This is a genomic window from Shewanella sp. ECSMB14101 (assembly GCF_000773485.1).
GTDB classification, from domain to species: Bacteria; Pseudomonadota; Gammaproteobacteria; order Enterobacterales; family Shewanellaceae; genus Shewanella; species Shewanella marisflavi.
In genome coordinates this window covers 68,413-90,232 of record NZ_JSFF01000006.1, presented here as the reverse complement: position 1 = coordinate 90,232, position 21,820 = coordinate 68,413, and the positions used below count along the sequence as shown (strand labels likewise).

Genomic DNA, 21,820 nt, shown 5'->3' with positions numbered 1-21,820 from the left:
GCCTGACAAGGAGTCAGACCACTTTAACTAAGATCTATTAAATCTAACTTAACGTTAGCTTAGCGGGTGCCATAAACCACGATAGTTTTGCCGTGGGCTTGGATCAAGTTCTGCTCTTCAAGCATCTTGAGAATACGACCCACAGTTTCGCGTGAACAGCCAACGATCTGACCAATTTCTTGGCGAGTGATCTTGATCTGCATACCATCAGGGTGAGTCATGGCATCGGGTTGCTTCGCTAGGTGCAGTAGTGTCTGCGCGATGCGACCAGCAACGTCTAGGAATGCAAGGTCACCTACTTTCTGGCTGGTGCTTTGCAGACGGTAAGCCATCTGAGAAGAGAGCTTCATCAGGATCTCAGGGTTTACCTGGATCAGCTGCTTAAATTTCTTGTAAGAGATCTCGGCAATTTCACAGGCTTGTTTAGCGCGAACCCAAGCGGTACGCTCAGCTTGCTCTTCGAACAGACCTAATTCACCGATGAAGTCACCTTGGTTTAGGTAAGAGAGGATCATCTCTTTGCCTTCTTCATCTTTAATCAAGACGGCGACAGAACCTTTTACTATGTAATACAGAGTATCGGAGTCTTCACCTGCATGGATCAGAGTGCTTTTGGCTGGGTATTTATGAATGTGACAGTGTGATAAAAACCATTCCAATGTTGGATCCGGTTTAGGCTTACCAATCAGAGCCATGCCTGTGTTCCTCGACTGATTAATGTAAATACAAGAATATGCTAAATAAGCAGACTACGTCAATTAGACCCCAAAAACCTCGTCAGAGATCAAATTATTGCAATAAGTATGCAGCGGGTAACGTAATTTAACTTGCTCTCAATAGTGGGAGTTTATTTTGATACATTAGTAATATATGTCAACTAATACCGTACGGTGCCCTGTTTATTTGGCTGACAATGCTGCCCATATCACATCTGTCTAAGATCTTGCTGTGCTTTCAGGAGATAAAGCTAGTGATTTTCATGCATTAAAATGCGGTTTTTACTCGACTTAGCCGGGAGATTATTGGTAGTGTTAGCCTCTGCGTCCCTGTAAATCCTTGGACAGAGGAACCTTAACGTTGTGGCTATTTCGTGTCTGTTAGCTGATAACACGAACTGGTGAAGGAGAGTCTTGAATCGTGACAAAGCATGTTTGGAAACTGGCTACCGGTCTGTTCGCCCTGTTTGCCTTGCATCAGCAAGCCATGGCGTTTTCAATTCCCGCAACCGCCGCGGCAGAGCCCGCCAGTAAGTTAGCCCATATTCAACTTAAGGCGGCTCAAGGAGAGTCTGAGGCCCAGTTTCTGCTCGGCCTTATGTATCTCTCTGGTCGTTTCGTCGATCCCAATCCGCAGTTAGGTGCCACTTGGGTTGAACGCGCTGCCGAAATTGGTCACAAGAAGGCGGCTCAGACCATAGCGGATCTGGCCTTTGACGGTAAGATCATCCCACGGGATCTGGCCTTGGCCGAGCGATGGTATCTAAGCCTTGCCAGTGAGAATGACAAGTGGGCTCAGTTTCGTTTGGGGTTCATCTATGCCGCCGGTGGTCACGGTGTGACACGCAATTGCGGTAAGGCGGTGGACCACTTCCTGGCGGTGGGCGATGAGATCTCATTGGGCAATGTGGTGTGGATTCTCTCTACCTGTCCCGAGGCCAAATACCGTGATGGCGGAAAAGCGCTGGCAATCGGTAAGGGCTTGGTCGCGGCGAACAGTCAAGACCCCACCAATCTGGATAACCTAGCTGCTGCCTATGCCGAAATTGGTGACTATAGCTCGGCGGTCGACTTGCAAAAGAAAGCGATAAAGGCGCTCAAGCAGACGGCAGAGTATGATAAGTCAGATGAGTTTGAGTTAAGACTGGAAAACTATCGTCAGCAAAAACCTTACCGTGAAGTGGTGCCACTGTCGCAGTAATGAGTGTGTTCTCGCTGTAAAGATCTCGCCGTAAACGCCGACGCAAGTTGGCGTTTTTTTATGCCTGTCGCTGGGCAACGCCTAGGGAAATCATTTCTCATTTAGCGGAAATGCTAAATATCATGGGAGACGAATTAGATAATTTAGCTTCGGATTGGTATCGCTGGAAGAGTGTCGGGACGCTAGCATACTCAAGGAAGCAAACAGATCAAGATGGGGGAATTCACTCCCAAGAGTATACTAACTATCAGTCTTTCGCCTGAAATCCCGATAGCAAACATTCTATGTGAGCTGACTTAAATAAAGCTTAAGTGAAACTCACTCTCGCTGAACTTCACCTATTTGCCGAAATATTATTCGTTATCGAGATCCAAAAGGTGCTGACGCTTCTCCATGAGATCGCGGATCAAGGGCGTCAGGATCAGTTCCATCGCCAGCGACATCTTGCCACCAGGTACCACGAGTGTGTTGATGCGCGACATAAAGGAGCCGTCGATCATCTTCAGGTAGTAGGGAAAGTCGACATTCTTGATGCCGCGAAAACGGATCACCACGAAGCTTTCATCCAGGCTGGGGATGGTCTTGGCACTAAAGGGGTTAGAGGTATCGACCGTGGGTACCCGCTGGAAGTTGATATGGGTTCGGGAGAACTGCGGCGTCATATGATTGATATAATCTTCCATGCTGCGCACGATAGAACCCATCACCTTTTCGCGGCTGTGTCCTCTGTCTGAAGTGTCACGAATGATCTTCTGAATCCACTCCAGGTTAACGATTGGCACCATGCCAATGAGGAGATCCACATGCTGAGCCACATCGCAATCTTCGGTCACTACGCCCCCATGTAACCCTTCGTAATAGAGCATGTCGGTATTTTCCGGCAGTGGGCGCCATTGAGTAAAGGTGCCTGGCATCTGGTTAAAGGGCACCGCCTCATCGAAGGTGTGAAGATAGGAGCGGGTTTCGCCCTGGCCTGTGGCACTGTAATCGCTAAAGCACTGTGCGAGCCTGGCAAAGTCGTTGGCCTCTGGGCCGAAATAACTGATATTGCGGTTTTCATTTTGCGCCTGGCGGATCTTTAGCTCCATCTCGGGACGCGTGTAGTGGTGAAAGCTGTCGCCCTCTATCATCGCGGCGTTGATCCCCAGCTGACGAAAGATATGACTGAATGCCGTCGTGGTCGTAGTGGTACCTGCTCCAGAGGAGCCGGTGACGGCAATAATTGGGTGTTTGGCTGACATGTTCCTACCTAAAAGCGCTAAAGCCACGCCTTTTCAAAAGCATTTGTGAATCAATAGTTATACGGCACGGAGAACCTAAAGGTCAATAAGGGCCATCATTTCGCCCCGATGACGCCAGGGTGTTTTGTCTGTGACGAATGGCGATAGATTCATCCTCTTCACTGTACTCCACAACGAGTTCATTGCGGGCCAGTGCCTGACGACACTGCTTGATGGCATGGGTCAACGCCGCGTCATCCAGGCTGGCGAAACTGCCATCTTCGGTCTGCGCGAAGAGGAACTCCTTGATCAGATTATCCAGGGTGTCGCCGGGGAGCTGCAAAAGCGCCTCATAGGGGACTAACATGCTGCCTCCAGGAGAAAGTTAACTATACGTTGTTCCAGATAAAACCTGGGTTTGAGCGGATGACCACCGTCGATAAAGCCCACATGACCCCCTTGCTGATGTAGCTCATAGGTGACCTGAGGCGACAAGGCCTCTTGGCTAGGGATCACTTCATCTGTCATGAAGGGATCGTCCTTGGCGTGGATCACTAAAGTCGGCTTAGCCACCTGGCTAAGGTAGGGCAGGCCGCTGGCTCTGTGGTAATAGTCTTCTACGCCGGTAAAGCCGTGCAGCGGCGCCGTGATCCTGTCGTCGAAACGATGAAAGGTGGTCAGGCTGTCGACTTCGGCAGGGGTGACCGGCATCTGAGCGCTCAGTGTCTCCATGGCCAACTTGTCGCGAACCTTCTGCTGTAGCTGCTTGATGAGATAGCTTTGATATACCTTAGAAAAACCACGCTTAAGCCGGGTGGCACAGGCGCCCAGCTGCAGCGGCGCCGAGATCACCACGGCGCGCTCTACCAGACTGTCGGCGCCTTGTTCGCCCTGATACTTGGCCAGCACGTTACCGCCCAGGCTGTAACCCACCGCCAGTAGTGGTGAGTTGGGATAGTCTCGTTTTAGCATGCTCAGTGTGGTGTGTAGATCTTGCGTATCGCCGCTGTGATAGCTGCGGGCGAGGCGATTAGTGACCCCGGAGCAGCTGCGGTGGTGATGCACCAAGGCGCTGACACCATCCTGACTTAGTCGGCTTAACAGGCGTCTGGCGTAGTGTGAATCGGCGCTGCCTTCGAGTCCGTGCACTATCACCACTATGGGCTCACCAGGGGCGGGTTTGGCTAACCAGTCGAGATCGATAAAGTCGCCATCTTCCAGCTCCAGCCGTTGACGGGTTAAGCTGGGTTTATCCACTTTTCTCAGAACGGGCAAGATGGTTTGCACATGAGGATTTCTTGCCCACCAAGGGGGCGTAAAGGTACGCTGGGTCATAAATCGCTATTGCCGAAAATTAAAACGTATGTTTAATTACTAGATGTGTGGCTAGTGTAACATAGTTTAGAGCGCGCCCTTGCTCCCTAAGGACGGCTCATAGGATATCGTCAATGACAGAGCACAGGGAATAAGATGAACCGACGCACCTTTCTGACCACGGCCCTGGTGGGCACAGGCGCCTTAGCCCTGGGGGTGAACCTATATCATCCGCCGCAGGTGAGAGTGAGTGCCTCCTTGGATCAATCCCACCGACTGCTCTTCAGCCTTCTGGTGCCAGTGTTTCTCGATGGCGCCTTACCCGATACCCAGTCGCTAAGGGTAGCGGCGCAAAATCGCACCCTAGATGCCATAGTGGCAACCATGGATCTCTTGCCCGATGACGCCCGCGATGAACTTGAACAACTTTTAGAGTTGCTGGAATCGCGCCTGGGGCTTTTGCTGCTTACGGGGAATATGACCCCACTGCTGATGAGGCAGCCTCAAGAATTAGTGGCCATGTTAGAGGCCTGGCGAACCAGTTTTCTCGACCTTATGGTTACCGCCTATCAGGGGCTGAGGGAGTTAGTGATGGCCAGCTACTATAGCTGCCCCGAACATTGGAAACGCCTAAATTACGAGAAGCCCAGTTTGTTTGGGTAACAAACAATTTCATATAGTTAGCGCAAAAGAATAAGCCCCTAATCTCAGGGCAAAGGAGCAACATTGGCCATTGAAGATCCCATAGTAAGCGGCTTAGCCAGGGGGTGGCAGCATATTGATGCCAGCCAGCTCACCGAAAACAGCACCTTGGAGGCCGATGTTGTCATCGTCGGTAGCGGCGCCGGTGGCGGCGTGGCGGCCGAGATACTGACCGAGGCGGGCCTTACTGTGATTATTGTCGAAGGCGGGCCGCTGAAATCGTCGCAAAGCTTCAATATGGAGGAGCGCCGCGCTTACCCCAATCTCTACCAGCAGGCCGCGTCGATGAAGACCAAAGACAAGGCGATCGGCATCTTTCAGGGCCGGGCGGTAGGGGGCTCTACCACCATTAACTGGACCACCTCGATCCGTACCCCAGAGAATGCCTTGGCGTTTTGGGCTGAGCACAAGTCGGTGACAGGTTTCTCCAAAGAGGAGTTGGCGCCCTGGTTCGATAAGATGGAGCAGCGGCTCAATATCACTGAGTGGCCTTTTGAGCCTAATCGCAACAACATGGCGCTCAAGCAAGGTTGTGAGGCGCTCGGTTGGGAATACACTGTCATTAAGCGCAATGTGGCTGGCTGCTGGAATACCGGCTATTGCGGCATGGGCTGTCCGGTTAATGCCAAGCAGTCGATGTTAATCACCACCATTCCCGCGGCACTGGACCGTGGTGCCACCTTAGTCAGTCGTGCCAAGGTGCATAAGATAGAGCATCACAATGACAAGGTGTATGCCCTCAAGGCCCAGGCGTTGAACGAATCACTGCGCCCTAACGGCGTACAACTGATGTTTAAGGCCAAGCACTATATCTTGAGCGGCGGCGCCATCCACACGCCTGCGCTGATGATGCGCTCTGGCCTCGCCGATCCACAGCAGATCTTGGGTAAGCGGACTTTCCTTCACCCGACCGTGCTCAGCGGCGCCCTGTTTAACGATGCCATCAATGGTCATAGCGGCGCGCCCCAGTCCATCTATTCGGATCAGTTTGTCTGGCAAGATGGCGCCGACGGTGAGCTGGGCTATAAGCTGGAAGTGCCACCTATTCATCCCGTGTTGATCGCCTCTAAGTCCCTGGGCTATGGCCTGAGTCATGCCGAGCTGATGGCGCAGTTTAATCAGTTACAGATAACCATCGCCTTGATCCGCGATGGTTACCACGCCGACAGCCCAGGCGGTCAGGTGATGCTGACCGACAAGGGCTATACCTTGGACTACCCGCTGACTGACGCCTTCTGGCGTGCTGCGCGGCGCGCCTTTGCCAGTATGGCTGAGCTACAGTTTGCCGCCGGGGCGCAGAAGGTACTGCCCATGAGTGAAGGTATGCTTTATCTGCCGAACTGGCAGGCGGCCAAGGAGGCGATTGCCGAGATGGCACTGGCTCCACTTAAGACTGTGGTGGCCTCTGCTCATGTGATGGGGGGCTGCCCTATGGGCGAAGATAAGATGCTCGCTATGGTCGATAGCCGAGGGCGTAGTCACTATCTGGAGAATCTATCTGTGATGGACGGTTCGCTGTTTCCCACTAGCCTGGGGGCCAACCCACAGCTTTCTATCTATGGGATCACCGCCCGTAATGCCAGCCTGTTGGCCAGTGAGCTGACGGGAGCGACCGCCAGTTAATTCTTAGTCCAGTGAATTCTTGGTCCAATGAATTTTTAGTTAATTGGCGTCAGGGTCTGTGCCAACTGTTGATACTGCTTCAGATCTATCTGATAGAGGGCGAGATAGCGGGGTAGGTTGGCGCTGCGCTGCTCGTTTGCCAGCTGTCTGAGCTGGAGGAGTATCATCGCCTGTGACTTGCGCTCCAGCATCAACTCAACCTCTAGCATCTGCTGATACTCTGCCTTAGCCAGATTGTGTTTGCTTAGCTTTCTCAGCCTGCGGTAGGGCTTGAGTACCTTCTCTTCCCAAGCTGCCACCTGGTCGGCTAACTCTTGCCAGTCTTGATCGCTCAGGTAATAGTGTTGCTCGTCGAGCCACTGAGCCAGCAGCAATAGGTTGACGTTGAGGCCATAATCATCCTGCAACTTGAGATAGAGCAGTTGCCCCTTCTCATAGAGGCGGTCACAGGTCTGCCAAAGGGAGGCGTCGAAATGATTAACATGGCTCATGGTTCATCCTTGTTGTGTCGGCCTGAGTGTTGACCTTAGCGTTGGGGGTTAGCCCAGCGCCTTGGCTTCTTGTTCTATGGCTTCGATGGTCTCTTGCAGTTCGAGCCACTCCATCTCACTGGCCTCCAGTGTCTGGGTGTGCTCGGTACGCTCGGCCAGGATCTGGGTCAGTTTGGCCTTGTTGTCGGCCTCATAAAGGCTGGTATCGGCCAGCAGATTTTCCAGCTCGGCTAGCTTGTCGCTGCACTCTTGCTGTACCTTCTCCAGCTTGGCTTGAGATTTTTTCAGCGGTGACAGCTTCTGTCTCAGCTCGGCTTCCAGGCGTTTCTGCAGCTTCTTGTCCAGAGCCGGCGTGGCCTCAAGTGAGGCGGCCGGTTTATTGGCCTCTTTGGCGGCGTCCAGCAACCATTGATGGTAGTCATCGAGATCGCCATCGAAGCTCTTCACCTCGCCGCCATCCACCAGGTAGTAGTCACTGCAGCTCAGGCGCAGCAAGTGTCTATCGTGGGATACGATGATCATGGCACCTTCGAAGGATTGCAGGGCCATGGTCAGGGCGTGACGCATCTCGAGATCCAAGTGGTTGGTGGGCTCATCGAGTAGCAGCAGGTTAGGTCGTTGCCACACCAGCAGCGCCAGCACCAGACGGGCCTTTTCACCGCCGGAGAAGGGACGAACTGGCGAGAGCGCCATGTCGCCGTTAAAGCCATAACCGCCGAGGAAGTCTCTCAGTTCCTGTTCTCTGTGTGTGGGGGCGAGTCGCGTCAGGTGCTGCAGTGGCGACTCATCCAGGCGCAGAAATTCCAGCTGATGCTGGGCGAAGTAGCCTATATTGAGGCCAGGGTTGGTTTCGTAGATGCCGCTCATGGGCTTGAGCTGCTCTGCCAGTAGCTTAATCAGCGTCGACTTACCGGCGCCATTGCGTCCCAGCAGGCCGATACGGGCGCCGGGCACCAGGTTGAGGTGCACATGGTTTAAGATTGGCGTGTCGCCATAGCCGACCGAGACTTGCTCCATCTTCACCAAAGGATTCGGCAGGGCATCGGGGGCGCGAAATGACATATAGAAAGGGCTGTCGGCCTTCGACGGCAGCAGCTCTGTCATCCGTTCCAGCGCCTTAAGGCGGCTCTGGGCCTGTTTGGCCTTGCTGGCCTTGTAACGGAAACGGTCGACGAAAGATTGTATATGGGCACGCTCTTTCTGTTGGCGCTCAAAGGCGACCTGTTGCTGAGCCATACGCTCGGCGCGGATCCGCTCGAAGGAAGTGTAGTTGCCCTTGTAGAAGTTGAGCTTATGGTGCTCAACATGGACTATCTCGTCGACGATGGCGTCGATAAAGTCTCTGTCGTGACTAATGAGGACTAGCGTGCCTTGGTAGGCCTTGATCCAGCTTTCCAGCCAGTACATGGTATCTAAGTCGAGGTGGTTGGTCGGTTCGTCCAGTAGCAAGAGGTCAGAGCGGCATAGCAGTGCCTGAGCCAGGTTGAGGCGCATGCGCCAGCCCCCTGAGAAGCTCTTCACCGGATTACCCTGCTCGGCTTCACTAAATCCCAGCCCTGCCAGCAGGCTGGCGGCGCGTGACTGTATGCTGTAGCCGCCAATGGCGTCTATCTTGCCGTGGAGCAGGGCGATTTGGTGGCCGTTGTCCTCAAGCTGGGCCTTGTTCAGGGCTTGTTCCAGCTCGCGATATTCTCTGTCGCCGTCAATCACATATTCCAGGGCGCTGACATCTAATGCCGGGGTCTCCTGCGCAACAGTGGCTATTTGCCAGCCCGATGGCACGCTGATTTCGCCCTTATCCAGACTAAGCTGCCCCATGATCAACGCAAGCAGAGATGATTTGCCCGTGCCATTGGCACCCACCAAGCCCACTTTGTGGCCGGGGTAGACGGTCAGAGAGGCTTCATCCAATAGGGTCTTGGAGCCGCGAATAAGTTGCGCTTGGGAAATGGTGATCATTGAGGTCGACTTGATGCATAGCTAAGGATTAATAAGCTTGGGATGATAGCCCAGTTGGGGTGTTGCTTACCACTCTTTAGCGGGGAGATTTTGAATACGATAGGGTGTTTTACATTTGCTTATGGCAAAATGTCCCTATCGTCAGAGTTATCATCACCACAGGTTGAGTCAAGCGTGAGTAAAGTGAGAGTCAAGAAACGTTTCGTTGCCGGTGCCAAGTGCCCCAAGTGTCAGGCTCAGGACAGCATAGTGCTGTTTAAGGAGCAGGGTGTCGAGACAGTTGAGTGCGTCGAGTGCGATTACCGTGAGCAGCAGGCCGAGGCCGAGGTGGCCAAGCAGGCCACCGGAGACGTAATAGGGGTGTTTAAACCCTAGTCGTGAAAGCCCTGTTGTAGAAACAGGTGGCGCGTCTGGTTAAAGCGCGCCTCATCGGCAAGAACGAAGTCGATCGCCAGCTGGGCGTTTTCCTGTCTGAACTTCTCTGTTTTGGCTATCTCATATTCGTTCATCACGATATTCATCGCCTCTACCGTCCATTCGCACTCCCCCTGGCCTATGCTGACCTCGTCGGGATCATAATGGGTCACCATCCAGTCTTGTAACTGTTCATTGTCTATCTTGGCCTGCTGCCATGCCGTGAGTTGATCGATAAGTTGCTGTTTGCTGATATTCGTTGTGCTCATTTTTCTCAAATGTCTGCTGTAAGTGGGCATTTCATTGGATACATGATAGCGATAAAGCGCTATTGATGCGATGGTGCTTTATGCGATGGTGCCGAGCTAGCGCCTCATCATCTCAGGCAACAAGAATGACAGCCTGGCACCAGCCATTGAGGGTTGCCTCCATTCCCTCAGCTCCCATTGGGTGGCGTTTGTTATGGTCTTTTGGTCAGTTTGTTGGCTTCTTTTTGTAAAAATTGATCCCTATCATGACGCTAAGGTTGCGTCCTTGCTCGCCTCAGGGTAGTTTGAGGTGTTTTTTCGCCTGGAAGACTAAAAATGAATAATAAAGCTACGTCCACTGCGGCGCCGCGCTTTCCTAGAATTTTCTGGATCGCCAACGGTGTCGAGCTGCTCGAACGAGCGGCATATTATGGGGTGTTTATCGTTATCACCCTCTATCTGTCACGCATCCTTGGCTTTAGTGATGTCGAAGCCGCCTGGCTGGCGGGTTCATTCTCCGCGGGTCTCTACTTTTTACCTACCTTTAGTGGTGCGTTAGCCGATAAGATTGGCTTTCGCGGCGCCCTGCTGTTGGCGTTTGGCCTGTTAACCATAGGCTATGCGTCGCTGGCGATATTTCCGGCGCTGATCGAATCTCAGGGGCTGGTGGAGTATGGCAAGGAGACGGTTTATCACGGCTTGAGAGAGGCAGATATCCGCTGGGCAATTGTGCCTATCCTTATCGTCATCATGATAGGTGGCTCCTTTATCAAGGCGGTGATCACAGGTACCGTGGCGCTGTCTACCACCACAGAGACCCGCGCCAAAGGTTTCTCGATTTTCTACATGATGGTTAATATCGGCGCCTTCTCGGGTAAGACAGTAGTGAAGCCACTGCGTGAATCCATGGGCGATCTGGGTCTGATTAACCTTAACTATTTCGCTGCCTCTATGACGCTGATTGCCTTCTTCAGTATCTTCTTGTTCTTCAAGAGCACTGAGGAGAATCGCTCGGGCAAGAGCCTGGGAGAGATCTGGCAGGCGCTGCTTAAGGTACTCGCCAATGGGCGTCTAATTGCGCTAATTCTGATCATTACAGGTTTCTGGATGGTGCAGCATCAGCTCTACGCCACCATGCCTAAGTATGTGCTGCGTATGGCCGGTGAGGGCTCATCACCTTCTTGGTACGCCAACGTTAACCCGCTGGTGGTGTTCCTCTGCGTCAGCCTGGTCACGGGTATGATGGCTAAGCGTAGCGCGCTGACCTCTATGACTGTGGGGATGTTTATCATGCCTGTGTCTGCACTATTGATGGCCTCTGGCAACATGTTTGCCGGTACTGAGACCATCTTAGGCATGCACCCTATCGCGGCTATGATGATTGTCGGTATCGTATTTCAGGGCTTGGCCGAGTGTTTTATCTCGCCGCGCTTCCTAGAGTACTTTTCCTTGCAGGCGCCTAAAGGCGAAGAGGGGCTCTATTTGGGCTTCTCGCACCTGCACTCCTTCATCAGCTCGCTGCTGGGCTTTGGTCTGTCGGGTTACCTGCTGGAAGCCTACTGCCCAGATCCACGTAACTTTAGCGACCATGCCGCCTGGGTTGAGGCTTCGTCTCATGCCCACTACATCTGGTATGTGTTTGCCGTAATCGCCAGTATCTCGGCGGTCTCTCTGATCGTTTATGGCGCCGTGATCAAGCGTATCGATGCCAAGACTGACTCAGATGCGGAACTGGCCACCGCATAAGCAGGATAGCCGCCGCGACGGTTCGCGGCGGCTTTGATTAAATTCCCTTCCAATAGGCAGCATTGGTGAGTATTTGCTGCTATAATCGCCGCCATATTCACGCATGCCCTTGATCCGACTCAACGGCTGCGGCCATCTATTATTTGCATTACTTGTGTTTGAGACCGCCGAGTCTCATCGAGACACATCATTAGGACATTACCGTGAGTCAATCTGACGCTACTACGCCAAGCGGGGCTTTTGATAGCCTGCCGCTAAAACCCGCTTTGCTTGAGACCCTGCAATCCATAGGCTTTCATCAGATGACGCCTATTCAGGCCCAGAGTCTGCCTGCCATTCTCAATGGACAGGATGTCATAGGTCAGGGGAAGACGGGTTCGGGTAAGACGGCCGCCTTTGGTTTAGGGCTGCTTAACCGTCTGGATGTGAAGCGTTTTCGTATTCAGTCTCTGGTGATGTGTCCTACCCGTGAGCTGGCGGATCAGGTGGCGGCTGAGCTACGTACCCTGGCGCGCGGTATTCATAACATTAAAATCCTCACCCTGTGTGGTGGTGTGCCTATGGGGCCGCAGATAGGCTCGCTGGAACACGGAGCCCACATCATTGTCGGTACACCGGGACGCATTATCGATCACTTAGACAGAGGTCGTTTAGATCTCGACAACGTCAACATGTTGGTGCTCGACGAGGCGGATCGTATGCTGGAAATGGGTTTTCAGCGCGAGCTGGATGCCATCATGCAGTCGGTGCCGCGCGAGCGACAAACCCTGCTGTTTAGCGCCACCTTTCCCGAGCAGATCCAGGGGCTTAGCGAGCAGATCATGATCGACCCCCTCATGGTAAAGGTCGAGGCCCAGCATGACAGCGAGAGCATCAAGCAGCACTTCTACGAGTGCAGCAATAACAATGATCGCATGAAGGCGCTGCAGCTTCTGCTGTTGGCTCATCGCCCCGAGAGCGCTGTGGTCTTCTGTAATACCAAGCGTGAAACCAAAGATGTGGCGGCGAAATTAATTAACGCCGGTTTTAGTGTGGTGTCACTGCACGGTGATCTGGAGCAGCGGGATCGCGACCAGATGCTGCTCAAGTTTGCCAACAAGAGTGCCAACATCATGGTGGCGACCGACGTAGCCGCCCGCGGCCTAGATATCGACGCCTTAGACATGGTGGTCAACTACCATGTGGCCTATGACACCGAGGTGCACATTCACCGCATCGGCCGCACCGGACGTGCCGGCAGCAAGGGCGCGGCCTACACCTTTTTTAATCACGAAGATGGTTACAAGATAACACTACTGGCGGACCTTATTGGCCGCGAGATAGACGGGGAAGAGTTACCAGACGAAAGTCTGCTAAATACCCTGCCGCCGCAGCCTAGAATGGTCACTATTCAGATCGATGGTGGTAAGAAGCAGAAGGTACGTCCAGGCGATATCTTAGGCTGCCTCACCGGTGACAACGGCATCGAGGGCAGTGAAGTGGGTAAGATTAAGATCACCGAGTTTCGCTCTTATGTGGCGGTGGATCGTAAGGTGCTGCGCAAGGCGCTCAATAAGATCGTCAAAGGTAAGCTCAAGGGTAAGAGTTATCGGGCGTGGGAGTTGAATTAATTAATCGCGTAATATAGCGCGGTGATTGAAAAGGAGCTGACTGAGGTTGGCTCCTTTTTTGTTGTCTGGTGTTTGGCGGGATTTGGTATAGGGGAGTTTGTTTGTAGGCCATACCTTCATGGATACTTATTGCCTGCCGCAGGCTTTATGTGCAGCTACGCCTGTGAGACGGTGAGTGAAGCGCAGCTTCGTGCTTACGAACGAGAGGCATGGATGCCGAACGGGCATTTAAACACGGATGTTATTTGAATATTTCCCTATAGGCTCTACCGAAACATCCCTGTTTCGGAAGCTCACCGGCGTATCTACACTCGGTATCTAACGTCTCTCCGATTTGGCCGTGTTCGGTGTGAAGAGGGGGCAAAAAGCTGATTTGGTTTTGCCCTAAAGTGTGTTGGCCTTAGAATGAAGGTTTGGCATTTCTATAGTTTGCTTAATTAGCATTTGGCGACATCCTCATTTAATAAATGAGTTGAAGGTCGTACCTTCATTGCGATCTAACGCCTGCCCGGCGGGGGTTGTGCAGATACGCCTGTGACACGCTGTGCGCCATCCTTGGCCGCTCTGCGGTTTCATCCCTGAAACCGAAGGTCACCGGCGTATCTACACTCGGTATCCAACGTCTCTTCGATTTAACCGCACTGAATTCTCCCTAAGACAAGCTATTATTTTTCTAGAAGAAACAGGCAAATATGTGACATAACATGGTGATCGCCACAGGTATACCGGCAAAGGAGGAGCGCCTCACCCTTGGGGAGCGTTTCGATAATGCCGAACTGGTTAACATCACCTACTTTCTCAAGGAGAAGGAAGAGGCGCAAGAGCAGGGCGAGCGGCCCTACGAGATGCGTCCTGATATATATGACACTCCGACCTTTATTTGCACTAGTTCACTAAAGAAATAGATGAGCCAAGCTGCCGACAAGGCTCTCAAAGATAACCATCTTGCGTTAGCCCTGACTGCGGCTCTGGCGGTACTTGGGCAGGTTATCGCTTATTATGAGCCAGTCTGGCTGCTGATCAGTGTGAATATGATATCTGGGCGCCACAGCGTTTGGATTATCCAGCGAGGCGATGCTCAGGGTGTAGTAATCTGGGTAATCCAGGCTGCGATAGCTGATGCTGGTACCACACTGGTCGCAAAAGCCGCGGCGAATGGTGTCAGATGAGGCGAATTCCTTGGGCGTGCCCTTGAGCCAGTTGACCTGCTCGGTCTTAAAATCCATCCAGCAGGCGGCCATCGCGCCTGTGCTCTTGCGGCATTGGCTGCAGTGACAGTAATCGCTGTCAAAGGGCTCGGCCGATACCCGGTAGCGCAGGGCACCGCACAGGCAGCCGCCACTCAAGGTGTTTGTTTTGTCTACTTGGTCTATTTCGCCTGTTGTCATGTCATACGCCTCTCCATGCCCAAAGCCATACTGTCGGTAAATTCCCAAGCTAAGTCAACGCTAGTGCCTGACCAATAAAAAAGCCCGTCAAATGACAGGCTTATTTTGCTAATTGCGGTCGTATGTCCGCTATCTGTGAGCTTAGACTTTAGGAGTCGCTTGGCTTGGGCGGCGACGTCTGCGACGCGCTGGGGCGTTACCGTCTCTGTGCTCGCTCTTGCCTTGGCCCGCACTTTGTTGCTTACCTGCAGATGCCTGACCTTGGCTAGCAGGCTTGCCATTGCCCGAGCGACCTTTGCTTTGGCCTTCATTATCTGCCTTGGGCCTGTTGGCCTTCTGGGGCTGGCCGCTGCGCAAGTTGCGGTTGCCATCTGATTTGGGATTACGAGGTCCCTTGTGCTGTCCATGGCGCTTAGGTGTCAGCGTGGTCTCAGGCAGCTCGTGGGTCGGCTCAAAGCCCTCTACCTCGGTGCGGGGTAGTTGCTTGCCGATCAGGCGCTCGATATCCACCAGTAGCTTAGCTTCTTCGCTGCTAACCAGAGAGATCGCCTTGCCGTCGGCGCCGGCGCGACCGGTACGGCCGATACGATGCACATAATCCTCGGGCACATTGGGCAGATCGAAGTTGACCACTTGAGGCAGTTGATCGATATCTAGGCCGCGGGCGGCGATATCAGTGGCGACCAGTACGCGTACATCGCCGCTCTTAAAGTTGGCCAGCGCCTTAGTGCGGGCGCCCTGGCTCTTGTTGCCGTGGATTGCCGCTGCGGTGATCCCTTTGCCGTCCAGGGTCTTGGCCAGACGGTTGGCGCCATGTTTGGTACGGCTAAATACCAATACCTGCTGCCAGTTATTCTGTTTGATGAGGGCGATAAGGGCCGCCGACTTCTTACTCTTATCCACGGGGCAGATAAGCTGCTGTACCGTATTAGCCGTGGTGTTACGTGGCGTAACCGAGATCTCCACCGGATTGTTAACCAGCCCTTTAGCCAGGGTGCGGATCTCATCGGAGAAGGTGGCCGAAAACATCAGGTTCTGACGTTTGGTCGGTAAGATGGCCAGGATCTTCTTAATGTCGTGAATAAAGCCCATATCCAACATGCGGTCGGCTTCGTCCAGGACTAAGACCTCCAGCTGGCTAAAGCTTAGGGCATCTTGCTGGTAGAGATCCAACAGACGACCTGGCGTGGCCACTAGGATATCGACGCCGCGCTTAAGTTGACTGATCTGCGGCCCAATGCCGACACCGCCAAATACCACGGCGCTGCGAAGAGGCAGATGCTTTCCATAGGTGGTAACGCTTTCGGCGATCTGCGCCGCTAATTCGCGAGTAGGGGTGAGCACCAGGGCGCGTACCTGTTTGCTGCGGGCACGTGGTCCCTTGCTTAGTAGCTCGAGTAACGGCAGGGTAAAGCCTGCGGTCTTGCCTGTCCCGGTTTGCGCGGCGGCCATCACGTCCTTGCCTGACAAGACGGCGGGTATTGCCTGGGCCTGGATGGGGGACGGCGTCAGATAACCTTTTTCGGTTACGGCGTTTAAAATGGGGGCGGATAAACCTAGGGAGGTAAAACTCATAGATGGGTCTCTTGGGCTACAAAGGGCAGCAAAATACGGGGCCAAGTGCACTGGCGGGCGTGCAGCTTACAGTAAGACAGGCTAAAGTGCTATTTAATTCGCCTGATCGCCGTAGGGCCAGGGCGGGGATTGGTGCTAGGTTTTATGCTTATTAGCGCCTGGTTAGAGGGATCTTTTTTAGCGAATTGTGCGCGCTAATGATTGAGTTTTATCCAGAGGAGACTACAATAGCCGCCTTTCTGACGACAGTGGATAAATTCATCGACTGTTTCCCTCAATGAGCGGCAAGTTTGCACTCGAAGATCGAATTAGGAAATTAACATGACACAACAAAAGAAATACGGTCTTCGCGTGATCGAAGCCGAAGGTAGCTGGACCGCTGAAGTGACTCGTCGTATGACGGCGCGCAAGACAGTGGTGACTAAATCAAAAACTGGCTTTGCCACTGAAGCCGAGGCGACCGCCTGGGGCGATGAGACCCTAAAAGGTATCGTTGAAAACCTGATGGTGCGCAACGAGCGCCGCGCCAAGCAACGCGCCGAGCGTGATCAGGCGCTTGCCGATAAAGAAGCTGCCGCCGAGAAGTGGCGCGCCGAGCGTGATGCGGCAGGCGAGAGCGATGACGACTTGTTCGACGAAGACGACGAGTAATCGCTCGCACAACATATGCGAAGAACCATAAAAAAGCCCAGCATCTGCTGGGCTTTTTGCGTTAGTGGAGATGAAATTCGTAACTGCCTTAGCTGATATAGCTCTGACCCGCGTAGAGCACAAAGTGTCTCAGCGCCAGCACCCCGGTGAGGCTACAGCAAGCTACTGCGATCATCACGCCCTTGCTGTGGCGCGTCTGTGATGGCATCAGCATGGTGAGCAGTGGGATGGCAAAACCGATACCGACCACACCGACCCAGAAGACACTTGCCCACACACCTGTAGTGAGTGACGCCAGCGCCGCTGCAGCTGCACCGCCCTTGAAGTAGAGGGCGCAGAACAGCATGAACAGGAACATGATCTCGCTCAGCATCACGGGCAGTTCCAGGCCGTGCATCTTGCCCAGATTCGCATCATGGGGGTGAGTGTTAAACATCAGCAGCGCGCCAACGGCGTTGGCTGCGGCGCCTGCAGACAGACCCGATACCAAAAAGAGTGCCGGTAGCACAGCCGTGTTTAACATAGGGTAGGCGTTCATCGCCGAGATGAGGAAGCCTGTATAGGCACCTACACCAATGGCGAGCACAAATAACACCACTTCCATCGCCTTTCTAAATGGCATTAAGGCGTGTGCCACTGGCACTAGGAAGCCCAGTTTCCACTTAGGCAGCTCATCTCGCAACACAATTAAGGAGTAGGCGATCCCTATGGGTGAGTAAGCTAACAAAGCCAGCACCCCTATGGACATTACCGAGCTCAAGTTGTAGTTGATTAGAATAAGCCAGAAATCAAATGGCTTAGTTAAATCAAATATTAAGCAGGCAAGACCGACAGAGATAGCCACTGGGCTGATAATCGCCGCCGCTTTTAATATTGCACTCTCTACCGACTTATCTTTGCTGTACCAACGCAGACCTATGCCGATCAGAATGGAGCCTGCCGAGAGGCCTGCCATAAACAGGTAGACCGCGATAATCCAGTTCCAGGTGACTGGATCATATTGCGCCATATCGCCCCAGGTATTGTTCATGACTGTATCCCCCCACGTTTAGTTGGAATGCGATAAACCCTGGGCTTGGTACCCAGATGGGTCTTCTCCTGATAGGTCGCTTTAGTGTTGATCAGTTTGGCCACCTCGCTGCTTGGATCGTTGGCATCGCCAAAGGTGAGTGCATCGGTGGGACACACGGTCACGCAGGCTGGCAGTTCGCCACGGGCCAGGCGGGTATCCTTACAGAAGTTACACTTGTCAGCCGCCTTGGTTTCAGGGTTCATGAAACGTACCTTGTAGGGACAGGCCGCCACACAGTACATACAGCCGACGCACTTATCTTCTTTGATAGAGACCAGTCCATCTTCGCCCACATAGGCCGCGCCTGTCGGACAGACGGTGACACAGGGCGCGTTTTCACACTGCTGACAGGAGACGCGGTTGTATTTAAAGTGCAGGTGCGGGGCATCGCCAAAGGGGCCTTCGACCCGCACTTGCAGACGGGTGACTCCTTCTGGGGTACCGTTTTCGCTGCGACAGGCGACGCTACAGGCCTGACAGCCGATGCAGCGATTCTCGTCGTGCACCATTACATATCTTTTACTCATACTGGACTCCTATTAGATCTTCGCTAGCGTGATGCCAGTAGTGTGAATATTCATGCCGCAGATAGGCGCCGTTTTGTTTGGCAGCAGGTTACCGCAGTGAACCCCTTTGCCGGTCGCTCTGGATAGCTCTTTGTTTTTAGAGCCGAAGCCCATGTAGGCGAACACGGTATCCTGACGAATACCAGGGGTGACCAGGGCGGTACCTTCTTCGCTGCCGACACTGCTGGTGAGGCGTATCTTATCGCCGCTGGCGATCCCTAAGCGTCCTGCGGTGATAGGGTGGATCCACACGCCGTTGTCAGACATCAGGTTGGCCAGCATGGGAATGTTGTGGGTGGCGCCATTGGTGTGCACCGCGACCTTGCCCTGAATAAAGTAGAGTTCGTTGTCCTGTTTGAGTTTGACCTCGCGGTATTTGATCACCCCGCGTCCGGCGGCCATCTGCTCGACCTTATCTGAGCTGAGTTCTATCTTGCCGCTTGGGGTCTTAAAGCTCATGGCGCTGGCATAGGTGCCGTCGTCATCGGTGGGCTTAGCATTGGGATACTGCTTCACGAACGCTGCTACCATAGCGGGTTCACGCAGCATTAATGGCTTGCCGTAGCTGACATAGCCCTTTTGCTTGATCTCATTAAAGCGTGCCACGTCGCGATCCACTTGCAGCAGTTGCAGGCTTTCGATGTTTTCCCATGGGAAGTATTGCTCTAGCCCCAACTCGTGGCCTAGCTCTTTGAAGATCTGCCAGCTTGGCTTAGTGTTGCCTATGGTCTCAACCACACGTTGGCGCACGTAGTAGGCCGGACTCTTGCCTGACTTGTCGGCGATCTCTTCGTCCCGTTCCAGATAGGTTGATTCGGGGAGAATGATATCGGCGTAGGCCGCCGTTTCGCTGATATAAACATCACAGCTGACCACAAACTCGAGTTTCTTCAGGGTCTCAACCACCAAGGCTCTGTCTGTCATGGTCTGCATCGGATTGGTGCGGCTCATCACCCAGGCCCTAAGCTGATAGGGTTTGGCCTCTAATGTGGCATCGAGAATGGTTTGATAGATGCCGCCTGATGACCACATCATGGCGTACTGCTCATCTACCTGATCGATACGCTTGGCCTGCGGCTTAGGCATGCCTTCGACACCGGGTTTACCTAGACCAGGAGCGACCTTATCACCGGCAAACTTGTTGTAAGTTTTAGCCTTCTTACCCAGGTAGAGGCCGCCCTTGCGCTCAATGTTGCCGATTAAGATGTTGGCGGAAAACAGGGCGCGGCGCATCTCAAACTCTTCTGGGGTGAAGGTGGCGCGGTGACCAAAGTCCACTACGGCATGGGGCGCCTTGGCGGCAAACTCATGGGCGATACGGCGAATGTCCTTGGCGGGCACGTCGCTGATCCCCTCGGCCCATTCTGGGGTGTAGGCTTTGACTTCCTTGGCGAAGGCATCAAATCCTTCCACGTGGCGCTCGATAAAGGCTTTGTCGTAGAGGTTGTCATAAATCAGCACATGGCACAGGGCCAGCGCGACTGTGACATCCGTACCCGGACGTATGGCAAACCATTCGTCGGCCTTGTCGGCGACCACAGAGAAGCGTGGTTCGAATACCACTAACTTGGCGCCTTTATCCATCTGGGCCTTCATCATGCCGCGAGTCTCGGACATGTTGATCCCTTCATAGAGATTGTGACCGAAGTTGATGATGTACTTGGAGTTGCCTAAGTCACGCTTCACCTTAGTGCCAAACATTGCCTTGGCGGCAATCACATAACCACCCGGGCAGGTAGTGGCATGGGTGAAGGTATTAGGTGAGCCGAAGGCCTTGGCTAAATGGAACAGGTGGCCTGAGAGTGAGCCAGATTTAGAGGAGAAGGCCACGGCCTCTGGGCCATGATCTTGCTTAATTTGATTGAGCTTCTGGGCGATCGTCTTATAGGCCTCTTGCCAGCTGATCTCTTCCCATTTGCCTTCACCGCGCTCGCCGACCCGGCGAAGCGGTTTAACGATACGCTGCGGATCATACAGCAGGCTGTGTCCGGCGCCGCCTCGGGCGCAGACTTTACCGCCAAAAGATTTGGCTGCCTTATTACCGCTAATAAATACATTCTTGTCATCGACGACCCGTGCCGAGATGGGACAACGCGTCGAACACATTTCACAGATACTGGCGACTTCCTTGCCCACCCCTTTTAAGGGTTTCTGCTCCAGCGCAGCTAAAGAACCGGGTAATAATGTCGCTAGCGCACAGCTTGCACCCCCTGCGCCGGCGCCCTTAATAAACGTTCGTCTATCAAGCTCTATCATGGTTTCCTCCTTCATCTGCCTGAGCAGATGAAATCACACACTGTTATTGGTTTTTGTTCCCTCCCGCAGGAGGTCTGAGGCCATTGTTATCCCATATGAAATACAGGGGTATTGTGGTAAACCACATAGGCTGAGGTGGCGTGATCTGGCGCAACGATTTTTAGCGCGAATGTAAAAAAAGTGTGATCTTCGCTCTCGCTTAGAGGCAAGGAGGAGGGGGAGTTTGTGGGTGATGAAGGCCAGGGCTAACAGCCAGTCTGAGCCGAGCAAAAAGTCAGCAAGTGTATCTTAAGTGTCAGATTTGACTGTATTTTGCCAGTTCGGCCAGGTTGTGTACCTTGAGCTTTTTCATCACGTTAGATCTGTGCACTTCTATGGTGCGCAGCGATAAATAGAGTGCCTCGGAAAGTTGCTTGTTGGTTTTACCTTGAATCAACAGTTCCAGAACTTGATGTTCACGCTCGCTGAGGGTGGCTAGGTTTTGACTCAGCTGCAGCGCCTCGAAGGCCTTCTGGCTGTGGAGCATGCTCTTGTCGATGGCGGCCGCCAAGGCCTGACCCGAGACAGGTTTTTGGAAGAAGTCGCAGGCACCCTGACGAAAGGCGTTGACCGCCATGGGCAGGTCACCATGGCCGGTGAGAAAGATGATCCCAAGTGGGCTTTGCTGGTCCAGGAGTTCCTGTTGCAGCGCCTGACCGCTAATGGCTGGCATGCGGCTGTCGAGGATGACGCAGCCTGGCTGGCTCAGATCCACCTCTTCTAAGAAGTGCAGGCCAGAGACAAAGGTGGTGAGTTGGTAGCCAAACTGGCGCAGCATATAGCTGAGCGAATCGAGCACCGCTTCATCATCGTCGACCAAGTAGAGGGGCAGGGTTTGTGACATGGGATCTCCTGAGTCAGTTGCATCTAGCCTAGCGCCTTGATGGGCAAGCGGCAAAAACGGCGTTTGGGCCTTTGAGACAGATCACTAAATGATAATTTTCTGATGGAGGGCCTAGAGGGAGTTTGCACCGCTTCACATCAAAGCGTGGGCTTCTTGCTTAGAGTAGGGTTTGGATTAAGTGATTG

Annotated in this window: 21 protein-coding genes; 8 read left to right on the top strand and 13 right to left on the bottom strand. The window is 53.4% G+C overall.

Translation table 11 applies throughout. The features are described from left to right. Positions 1 to 59 precede the first annotated feature (59 nt). Complete coding sequence (crp, locus tag NY07_RS07470) at positions 60 to 695, bottom strand: cAMP-activated global transcriptional regulator CRP (RefSeq protein WP_011864391.1); 636 nt, start codon at positions 693 to 695, stop codon at positions 60 to 62. A 508-nt stretch (positions 696 to 1,203) separates the two neighbouring features. On the opposite strand from crp, the gene NY07_RS07465 reads away from it, so the two are divergent. Next, positions 1,204 to 1,917 (top strand): tetratricopeptide repeat protein, encoded by a 714-nt coding sequence (locus tag NY07_RS07465; protein WP_373681774.1) that lies wholly within the window; start codon positions 1,204 to 1,206, stop codon positions 1,915 to 1,917. A 353-nt stretch (positions 1,918 to 2,270) separates the two neighbouring features. Here NY07_RS07465 and NY07_RS07460 read toward each other — a convergent pair whose 3' ends face one another. The 3 genes from NY07_RS07460 to NY07_RS07450 all read right to left on the bottom strand — a co-directional run bounded on the left by NY07_RS07460 (position 2,271) and on the right by NY07_RS07450 (position 4,472). After that, on the bottom strand, positions 2,271 to 3,158 hold the full coding sequence (locus tag NY07_RS07460; protein WP_033538722.1) for a phosphoribulokinase: 888 nt from the start codon (positions 3,156 to 3,158) through the stop codon (positions 2,271 to 2,273). An 82-nt stretch (positions 3,159 to 3,240) separates the two neighbouring features. Beyond that, positions 3,241 to 3,504, bottom strand: a complete 264-nt coding sequence (locus NY07_RS07455) for a YheU family protein (RefSeq protein WP_033538721.1) — start codon at positions 3,502 to 3,504, stop codon at positions 3,241 to 3,243. Beyond that, entirely contained in the window at positions 3,498 to 4,472 is a 975-nt protein-coding gene (locus NY07_RS07450; RefSeq protein ID WP_033538720.1) for a hydrolase, read from the bottom strand. Before NY07_RS07450 ends, NY07_RS07455 begins: the two co-directional genes overlap by 7 nt. Positions 4,473 to 4,607: 135 nt before the next feature. Between NY07_RS07450 and NY07_RS07445 the strand changes: the two genes are divergently transcribed. Both NY07_RS07445 and NY07_RS07440 read left to right on the top strand, forming a co-directional pair. Then, positions 4,608 to 5,114 (top strand): twin-arginine translocation signal domain-containing protein, encoded by a 507-nt coding sequence (locus tag NY07_RS07445; RefSeq protein WP_033538719.1) that lies wholly within the window; start codon positions 4,608 to 4,610, stop codon positions 5,112 to 5,114. Positions 5,115 to 5,177: 63 nt separating this feature from the next. After that, positions 5,178 to 6,776, top strand: a complete 1,599-nt coding sequence (locus NY07_RS07440) for a GMC family oxidoreductase (protein ID WP_033538718.1) — start codon at positions 5,178 to 5,180, stop codon at positions 6,774 to 6,776. A gap of 35 nt (positions 6,777 to 6,811) precedes the next feature. Here the strand turns inward: NY07_RS07440 and NY07_RS07435 are convergent, their stop codons facing one another. Both NY07_RS07435 and NY07_RS07430 read right to left on the bottom strand, forming a co-directional pair. After that, positions 6,812 to 7,267 carry a TIGR02444 family protein gene (locus NY07_RS07435; protein WP_033538717.1) on the bottom strand — a complete coding sequence of 152 codons (456 nt, stop codon included), beginning with the start codon at positions 7,265 to 7,267 and terminating at the stop codon, positions 6,812 to 6,814. Positions 7,268 to 7,315: 48 nt separating this feature from the next. Further along, positions 7,316 to 9,226, bottom strand: coding sequence for an ABC transporter ATP-binding protein (locus NY07_RS07430; protein WP_033538716.1), 1,911 nt, complete (start codon positions 9,224 to 9,226; stop codon positions 7,316 to 7,318). 174 nt (positions 9,227 to 9,400) lie between these two features. Here NY07_RS07430 and NY07_RS07425 point away from each other — a divergent pair, with 174 nt between their 5' ends. Next, positions 9,401 to 9,601 (top strand): YheV family putative zinc ribbon protein, encoded by a 201-nt coding sequence (locus tag NY07_RS07425; protein ID WP_033538774.1) that lies wholly within the window; start codon positions 9,401 to 9,403, stop codon positions 9,599 to 9,601. Here the strand turns inward: NY07_RS07425 and NY07_RS07420 are convergent. Continuing rightward, entirely contained in the window at positions 9,598 to 9,909 is a 312-nt protein-coding gene (locus NY07_RS07420) for a hypothetical protein (protein WP_033538715.1), read from the bottom strand. The genes NY07_RS07425 and NY07_RS07420 overlap by 4 nt on opposite strands. A 315-nt stretch (positions 9,910 to 10,224) precedes the next feature. Between NY07_RS07420 and NY07_RS07415 the strand changes: the two genes are divergently transcribed. The 3 genes from NY07_RS07415 to NY07_RS07405 all read left to right on the top strand — a co-directional run bounded on the left by NY07_RS07415 (position 10,225) and on the right by NY07_RS07405 (position 14,149). Then, complete coding sequence (locus NY07_RS07415; RefSeq protein WP_033538714.1) at positions 10,225 to 11,634, top strand: MFS transporter; 1,410 nt, start codon at positions 10,225 to 10,227, stop codon at positions 11,632 to 11,634. 203 nt (positions 11,635 to 11,837) lie between these two features. Beyond that, complete coding sequence (dbpA, locus tag NY07_RS07410; RefSeq protein ID WP_033538713.1) at positions 11,838 to 13,244, top strand: ATP-dependent RNA helicase DbpA; 1,407 nt, start codon at positions 11,838 to 11,840, stop codon at positions 13,242 to 13,244. A gap of 704 nt (positions 13,245 to 13,948) precedes the next feature. Beyond that, the gene (locus NY07_RS07405; protein WP_033538712.1) at positions 13,949 to 14,149 is read left to right on the top strand and encodes a hypothetical protein; all 201 of its coding nucleotides are present in this window, start codon (positions 13,949 to 13,951) and stop codon (positions 14,147 to 14,149) included. Positions 14,150 to 14,194: 45 nt separating this feature from the next. Here the strand turns inward: NY07_RS07405 and NY07_RS07400 are convergent, their stop codons facing one another. Together NY07_RS07400 and NY07_RS07395 are read right to left on the bottom strand one after the other, a co-directional pair. Continuing rightward, the gene (locus NY07_RS07400) at positions 14,195 to 14,632 is read right to left on the bottom strand and encodes a GFA family protein (protein ID WP_052125542.1); all 438 of its coding nucleotides are present in this window, start codon (positions 14,630 to 14,632) and stop codon (positions 14,195 to 14,197) included. Positions 14,633 to 14,773: 141 nt separating this feature from the next. Then, a complete protein-coding gene (locus tag NY07_RS07395; protein WP_033538711.1) occupies positions 14,774 to 16,207 on the bottom strand; it encodes a DEAD/DEAH box helicase in 1,434 nt (477 codons plus the stop codon). A 321-nt stretch (positions 16,208 to 16,528) separates the two neighbouring features. Here NY07_RS07395 and NY07_RS07390 point away from each other — a divergent pair, with 321 nt between their 5' ends. Continuing rightward, the gene (locus tag NY07_RS07390; RefSeq protein ID WP_033538710.1) at positions 16,529 to 16,858 is read left to right on the top strand and encodes a DUF3622 domain-containing protein; all 330 of its coding nucleotides are present in this window, start codon (positions 16,529 to 16,531) and stop codon (positions 16,856 to 16,858) included. An 88-nt stretch (positions 16,859 to 16,946) separates the two neighbouring features. Here NY07_RS07390 and nrfD read toward each other — a convergent pair whose 3' ends face one another. The 4 genes from nrfD to NY07_RS07370 all read right to left on the bottom strand — a co-directional run bounded on the left by nrfD (position 16,947) and on the right by NY07_RS07370 (position 21,635). Then, entirely contained in the window at positions 16,947 to 17,888 is a 942-nt protein-coding gene (gene nrfD / locus NY07_RS07385; protein WP_033538709.1) for an NrfD/PsrC family molybdoenzyme membrane anchor subunit, read from the bottom strand. Next, positions 17,885 to 18,457 (bottom strand): 4Fe-4S dicluster domain-containing protein, encoded by a 573-nt coding sequence (locus NY07_RS07380; protein WP_033538708.1) that lies wholly within the window; start codon positions 18,455 to 18,457, stop codon positions 17,885 to 17,887. The genes nrfD and NY07_RS07380 overlap by 4 nt, the downstream gene beginning before the upstream one ends. 12 nt (positions 18,458 to 18,469) lie before the next feature. Further along, a complete protein-coding gene (phsA, locus tag NY07_RS07375) occupies positions 18,470 to 20,752 on the bottom strand; it encodes a thiosulfate reductase PhsA (protein WP_033538707.1) in 2,283 nt (760 codons plus the stop codon). A gap of 295 nt (positions 20,753 to 21,047) precedes the next feature. Continuing rightward, positions 21,048 to 21,635: a response regulator transcription factor gene (locus NY07_RS07370; protein ID WP_033538706.1), complete on the bottom strand. Its 588-nt coding sequence runs from the start codon at positions 21,633 to 21,635 to the stop codon at positions 21,048 to 21,050. Positions 21,636 to 21,820: the final 185 nt, after the last annotated feature.